General features: G+C 69.8%; 6 protein-coding genes. 3 read left to right on the forward strand and 3 right to left on the reverse strand.

The features are described from left to right. Positions 1 to 224 precede the first annotated feature (224 nt). Together MJ797_RS09555 and MJ797_RS09560 are read right to left on the reverse strand one after the other, a co-directional pair. Positions 225 to 1757, reverse strand: coding sequence for a toll/interleukin-1 receptor domain-containing protein (locus MJ797_RS09555; protein WP_239333823.1), 1533 nt, complete (start codon positions 1755 to 1757; stop codon positions 225 to 227). Between the two features lie 29 nt (positions 1758 to 1786). Then, positions 1787 to 2803, reverse strand: coding sequence for a hypothetical protein (locus MJ797_RS09560; protein ID WP_239333825.1), 1017 nt, complete (start codon positions 2801 to 2803; stop codon positions 1787 to 1789). A gap of 389 nt (positions 2804 to 3192) precedes the next feature. Between MJ797_RS09560 and MJ797_RS09565 the strand changes: the two genes are divergently transcribed. From MJ797_RS09565 to MJ797_RS09575, 3 genes are all read left to right on the forward strand, one after another. Further along, a complete protein-coding gene (locus MJ797_RS09565; protein ID WP_239333827.1) occupies positions 3193 to 4122 on the forward strand; it encodes a toll/interleukin-1 receptor domain-containing protein in 930 nt (309 codons plus the stop codon). A 232-nt stretch (positions 4123 to 4354) separates the two neighbouring features. Continuing rightward, a complete protein-coding gene (locus tag MJ797_RS09570) occupies positions 4355 to 4549 on the forward strand; it encodes a hypothetical protein (RefSeq protein ID WP_239333829.1) in 195 nt (64 codons plus the stop codon). Next, positions 4549 to 6435, forward strand: a complete 1887-nt coding sequence (locus MJ797_RS09575; protein WP_239333831.1) for an HEXXH motif domain-containing protein — start codon at positions 4549 to 4551, stop codon at positions 6433 to 6435. The genes MJ797_RS09570 and MJ797_RS09575 overlap by 1 nt, the downstream gene beginning before the upstream one ends. A 41-nt stretch (positions 6436 to 6476) precedes the next feature. Here MJ797_RS09575 and MJ797_RS09580 read toward each other — a convergent pair. Beyond that, a partial coding sequence (locus MJ797_RS09580) for a tetratricopeptide repeat protein (RefSeq protein ID WP_239333833.1) occupies positions 6477 to 6858 on the reverse strand: 382 nt, incomplete at its 5' end.

The following is a 6858-nucleotide window of genomic DNA, read 5'->3' on the forward strand; positions in this document are numbered from 1 at the left end:
TGTCGAAGACGTGAGCCAAGACGCCACCGACAAGATCGACACCTGTTTCGATAACGATGAGGGCGGTGCGGCGGAGGTGGACTGACCCGTCGGGCTGTCAGTTTCGCTGTCGACCAGTCTAGAGCCCCACACCATGATTGATGATGAGGCTTTGACCTGTGGGGATACGGCGTGCTCGGCGGGACTCTAACCCCAGCCTCTTGATCCGTAACAGGTGGCTGTCCTCACCGCTGAGTGTTCCCGAGCGCGTGCACCAGCCGGGCGTAGCCGTCGTGGGTGAACAGGTCGACAGGCTGCCACGTGCGTAGCCGGTGGGGAATGTCGCAGTCCTCAATGCGCGCCGGAATCATGAAAACCGTGTCCGGAGGCTGCTCCATGGCCACCTCAAGCGCCCAGGCGATATGCCTGTTGACGGCGCCCCGCTCGTACACAGCTCTCGACAGGCACACGACCACGGCCCGGCTTCGCTCGATCGCCTGTCTGATCGTCGCTTCCCGCTCCCAGCCACCGCCAAGATCCTCGGCCTCCAGCCACAGGCCGTCAACGCCATCGGAGCGCAGGCGGGCATGCAGGTTCGCCGCCACCGCGCGATCGGCCTCCGCATGACACAGGAAGACCACCGAGCGGCCCGGTGCCGGCCGGGACACCGGCCGGTCCGGGAGGTCGAACAGCCACGGGCGGCCTGCGATCTCATAGGGGAAACGAAAGACCGCGGCGGTCTCCGCGACGTCGGCAAGGTCGCACAGGATGCGCTCCGGTTCGTCGAGCGAACCTGGCGGCGCTTCCTGCCGGTACGTCGCATCGAGCCACCCACGCCTCAAAGCGGTGATGTTCGCCCACGCCGGCCCGAGTTCCGCCGGTGGCGGCCGCCGCGACACCGCCCCGCCGCCGCCGAACGCGCCGTCGCGGACCGGCGGCGAGATGGTCGCCGCGACCAGTTCACCGAAGGCTGGATCCAGCGGCCCAGCGGAGGCCACCGAGACCCGGACGCGATACGCGTGGTCGGTGTAGCGACGCAGCGCCTCGGCGTACAGCGGCTGTGCCTCGACGGCGAACGCGTCGGCCGGCACCGCGGCCCGGTACAGCGTGCCCGGTATCTCCGTCGCGAGCGCGGTGTACTCCCTGGCGAGCGCGCTGAGCGCATAGTGCAGGATGTCCGCCACCGGGTAGGGCTCGACGAAGAGGCTGATCAGCGTCGGGTACCGCTGCCGCGCCAGCGCGAGCCACACCGCTTCCCAGGAGCTGTCGCCACCGGCGAACGCGGACACCGCAAAGCAGATCCGGCGCCCGGGAGCCGAGCCCGGGATGCCCGGCCGGCTACACCAGCTGTGGGTCAGCCGTTTGCGGATCTCAGCCAGCCCGTCCGGGTGGGGTTCCACCGGCGCGAGCCAGCGCTGAACCTCGGCCGCGCTGGCGAACGGCCTGGCCGCCACATGAGCCGGTGGCCTCGCCAGGCGCTCCCGCAGCACGGCCGCCGCGCGCGTGACCGTGGCGTCGTCGGGAGCGAACACCCGCCCGAGCAGAGCGCAGGAGACGCTGCCGGAGCCGGGGTCGCTGAGGTAGCGCAGGTCGAAACAGGGCCGCTCATCGCTCCTTCGCCAGGCGGCAACCCACGCGGTCTCCGCGGTGCGGGCGTCGGCACGCCGCGACGGTTCACCCAGATCGGTGTACAGGCCAGGGCTGCCCGCGCCGGGCGTGATCGGCGCGAGGCGGACCCCCACCCACGCCCAGCAGCCCTCCGGACCGGACCGCCGCACAATCCCGTCCCCGCGGTGGCCGTCCAAGGTCACTGTTGGTAACGAGGTTCGTCACCGATCCGCCAGTCCCGCCCGCCGGGGCCCGCCGCCGGTGGGTACGAAGGCGGCTGCTGGTACGGCGGCGGGCTCTGCGCGGTGCCGTCGTACGGCCAGTTCTGCTGGCTGGGCTGACGCTGCTGCTGATCCATGGCCTGGTACGGAGGCTCGGCCGCTGGTGGCCCGCTGAAACCGGCATGCGAGGGCATGGGAGCCGGCGGCGTCGGCTCGGCGTCGATCCGTGGCAGGCCCTGGGGAAATCCGTACGTGACAGGCACGTCCCACCCCTCGATCGCGACGTACAGGCCCTCCCGGCACGCCGCGTGGACGGCTTCGCGCATGGCCCTGGGCCGTTCGGTACGCAACATGATCGTCTCTGGGTCAAGCCTGCCGATCATACCGTTCACCAGATCAACAAGATATTTCCCGATCAGGATGTACCCGCGGCGCGAGCGCCACATCATCCAGCCGAGGTAGAGGCTCGTGCCGTAGCTGAACACCGACACATAGGCCGAGTAGTTTTCCTCGGTCAGCACGAGCCGGTTGCTGACATGCCCGGCACCGATGCCGGTGGACATGCGCCGGACCGTCCGATAGAGCGGAATCTGCCGATCGCGCAGGGCGCCCGCTATCTTGCTGTAGGTGGACTCCACGCTGTTGGTCCTGTCCTCCAGCAGTACCCGCCACTCGCCAATAGGCTCGGTCAACCGCGACAGCAGCAGGACCGCCCAGAACACGGCACCGGCTATGACGGCACCCACGCCCATGATGGCGGCGCCCGATCCAGCACCCCCGCCCACCATGGCGAACAGCCCGAGGAAAGCGAATACGAGCCAACCGAGAAAAGCCGCGGACAGCGCCCGCGCAAATAACATGAAAATCACCTGCACGCCGACGCTGTCGTCGAGTGACAGCTCGATCGGATGGTGACGCAGTGTCTTGTCGAGGTAGGCGCCGTTACCGTCACCGCCGCGCCAACCAGGAATGTGCATCGCTTCCGCGTCGATCACCGTTCTCCCCTCACCGATCGGGCTCACTCGCCGGTACCGGATTCTGGCACGGCCGCTCGGCCCACGATATCCACCAGGCGCCTACCAGCCGGCGATACCCGGCCAACCACGGATTCCGCCGAACGGACTCACCCGTGAAAAACCTTCACCGTAGCCCGCTCGGGCCACGGCTTCCCCGTATTCCGATGGGTTCGCGCCGACCATCAAGACCGAGGTGCGTGCCTCAGCCCCGCGACGCCGCGTCCCTGCTGCCGAAGCCTCTAAGAGTGCCTGAGGATAGGGCGTTCGATCAGTGAGCGGCTCATCCGCGCACGGTCCGGCAAGGCGGCGGAGGAAGGCGCCCTGGTGCTGGGCGCCGACTGACGACAACGCGGCCGGGCGGGACGCGGATGAGCCGCGAGCCGGACAGTCCTATCCTCGGGCGCTCTAAAATGGCCGAACGCTCGTCCCGCCTCCCGGTCGCTGTTTCCCGTGGCGGGCGAGACGACCGTCGCGGCGCCGAATGGGGGTTCACGATGGAGGGCCGGACCGGCCAGTCGGTCGAGCTGTCGCTCACCGACGACGAGCGATGGGAACTGCTGCACGCCTGCGCGCGGGTCGCCGGGACGGCTGCCGCCGCCGGCATGCTGCTGGATCAGGCTGGCTACCCGAGGGAGTACCGGCCCGGCTGGCCGGGTATGACACCCGTCCACTGGTGGTACCAGGTTTTCACCGAGCTGGATAACGGCGTGATCGCCGATCCATTCCGCCGGCTGCTGCGCGCCGCGCTCCGGGTGTATCCGGCCAGTCCCGCGTTCACCGCGATCGCCGAACACCATGGCGCGGCCTGTGATGACCGGCCAGGCGCGGGGGCCAACGGCGCCGGAAATCCGTCGAACACCAGCGGGAGACCATACCCAGTCGGACAACCCGGCCTCCCCGACGGGCGGATCTTTCTCTGTTATTCCACCAGCGACCTGGCCGGCGCGCGCGCCCTGTACGCCCGCCTGCGGACCGACGGCCTCGCCCCCTGGCTCGACGACGAGGATGTTCTTCCCGGCCAGGAATGGGAACCGCTGGTCCGTACGGTCATCAGGAACTCGGCCGCTGTCCTGGTCTGCCTGACGGCACACGCGATGCACCGGCGGGACTTCATCCACAAGGCGATCCGGATCGCGCTCGACGTGGCAAGCGAACAGCCGGAAGGGGCGACCTACATCATTCCAGTGCGGTTGGAGGACTGTGCCGTCCCGGACCGCCTCCGCCCCTGGAGGCCGGTCGACCTCTTCGACGCTCGCGGTTATGAGAGGCTGCTGCGCGCGTTGCGCGGCCCGTCCTGAGCTTCTTTACCTCGCTTCTTTGCCTTCTTCGCTTTCGAGCAACACCTGTCCGGGGCCGATTCGCCGCGCCGCGCGGCGCGGCATGCGACACTTGTTTCGCACGGATGTCCGCCTGTTACGCCGGGGTAGGCCTCCCGCGGCGTGGCGGCTCAAGCCGTGCTTTCGCCCACCTTCCCGGCCGGCGCGGCGGGCCGCGACGCGGACGACCTGGAAGACGCGGCAAACGTGGCAGGTGAAGACCGAAGGGAGTGTGCCGGCCGACATGTCCGCGCCCAAGTCCGACATCGAGTCAACTCTCACCGACCTCACAAAAATCGATCTCGAAAGCTTGCGTTCACTCTCGGGTGAGATGCTGGACGCCGGCATGCGGCGGCTGCTGACCAGGATCGACGACCCGGACAACAGATTCGGCGGATACAACACCTGATGACGGCCGATTCACCGCTGCTTGGCACGTCCGGCGGCCCGGCCGTCATCCGCCACCAGCTCGCCGAGCGCGCGTTCGACGCGATTGCCACGGGCGTCGGTGACGCCAGCTCCGTGCGGACGCTGTTCGCCACCGAGCGCAGCCAGCGACACGTGCTGCTGCGTGCCGTCCTCGACGCCGCGCGCCCGCGCCCCGACGCCCATGGTCCGCTCGTGACCGTCGACGAGGTGTGGGACCTGCTGGTACGTGCCGAACGGAGTGATCCCGTCGAGACGGCCCGCGTGCTGTACCAGCCACAGACCGGGATATGGGCTACGCACGTGCTGCGGCGGATACGGAATCTGGTGTATGACGACGCTCCGCTGTGGGTCGACGTCGGGTACCTGCACGCGATGGCCGCGGCGGCGGCCATCCGGTGCGGGCTGCGGTTCCGGCTGTGTGTGCCGTTGCGGCAGGGCGCCGCCATGCTGCCGACGCTCGGCTACGTCCGCCTGCCCGTCCGGGACGCCTGGGAGACGGTCGAGGTGGCGGTGACCGCGCGGGGGGCCGTCCAGTGCACCAGCCGGTCCGGCACCGTCGACATCCGCCGGCCCCTGGATCTGGATACCGATGACAGCGCGGGCTGGACGCGATGCACGGTGCTCCACGCGCGGGCCGGCCGCGGCACGCTGTCCGTTGTGCTGGACGATATCGACCCCTACCGGCATATCCTGCGACCGAGCAGGCCGGCGCGGCTGACCCCGGCCGCACTCCGCCGCTGGGAGACCATGTTGGCGCAGGCCTGGTCATTGCTGGTAACCGAACATCCAGAGCAGGCCCGCGGGCTTTCCGCTGGCCTGTCGGTGCTCGTGCCACTGGCGCGGGCGGAAGCGTTCCGCCCGCGCAGCGCATCCTCCGGCGACGCGTTCGGCAGCCTCCTTCTCTCCGAACCCGACGACGCGGTCCAGCTCGCCGCGACGCTGGTGCACGAGCTGCAACACGCGAAGCTTGGCGCCCTGATGCACCTTTTCGATCTTTATGAGAATAATTCCCGGAGCCTGTTCTATGCGCCCTGGCGCGACGACCCGCGGCCGCTGGGCGGTCTGCTCCAGGGTGTCTACGCGTTTTTCGGCGTCACCCGGTTCTGGCGCAGGCAGCGGCAGGTCGCCGCTGGCAGCCGGAGTGTCCTGGCCCATTTCGAGTTCGCGCTGTGGCGACGGCAGGTCGCCCATGCTCTGCGCGGCCTGCTGGCGGCTCCGGAACTGACCGGGCTTGGGCGGCGCTTCCTCGACGGCGTGCTGGTCACCCTCTCCAGCTGGCAGACCGAGCCTGTACCAGGCAATGTCGCCCAGCGGGCCGCCGCCGCTGCCGTGGACCATCGCGCCGGCTGGCGGATCCGCCATCTGTGTCCGCCGCCGGACGCGGTCGATGCGCTGGCGCGGGCGTGGGTGGCCGGGTCAGCTCCGACCGGCCCGGTGCCGCCGTCAGACGTGCGGCCGGACCCGGCGGCGCGCCTGTTGGACACCCGGTCGGCGCTGACCCGGCTGTGGCTGGCCGACCGCGACGCGTTCCGGGAGCTGCAACGCCGCGATGAGGTCGGCCGCCGGGTGTCCGGTGCGACCGCGGCTGACCTCGCCTATGTCAGCGCCGACTACCGGTCCGCCCGGCAGCTGTACCTGTCAGGCCTGGCGGACAGCCCTGACCGGTCGGATGCCTGGGTCGGTCTGGGGCTCACCGCGCAGGCCGTGGGTCACGAACCGGTCGCCCAAGTGGTGCTCACCCGTCCCGAACTGGTGCTGGCGGTCTCCCGGGCGGTGGCGGCCAGGACCGGTCGGCGGCCGCCACCATGGGATCTCGCCGACTGGCTCGGCGGCTGCCCGCGCGGGCAGGCCGCCGACGCCCCCTGAACAGCCCCGCACACGGGTGGGATCCCGGCCGGGGCTCCCCGTTACAACGGCAACGGGTCGATGTCGCAGTTGGATCTGACCCAGCCGGCGGCGGCCCTTGTCGCCGGATGCTCCACGCCGAGGGTCTGGTCCATCTGGGTGATGGTCGACGCGTGCAACCGGCCGGCCTCCTCCATACGGCCCAACGCGCGCAGGTCCATCGCCAGGTTCGCGCTGCACACGAGGGTCGCGGGATGGTCCTCGCCGGACGTCTGCTTCGAGCGGGCCAGGATGTCGACGTCCCGGTCGTGGGCGGCCTGGAACTCGCCCTGGGCATACAGCTCGCTCGCGAGGTTGACCGCGCACGCGAGGGTCGACGGATGATCGCTGCCAAGACGACGGCGGAAGACCTCGAAGCTCTCGCGGTCGATCTCGTAGGCCGTC

Origin of the sequence: Protofrankia sp. CiP3 (assembly GCF_917627345.1) — a bacterium.
Lineage (GTDB): Bacteria > Actinomycetota > Actinomycetes > Frankiales > Frankiaceae > Protofrankia.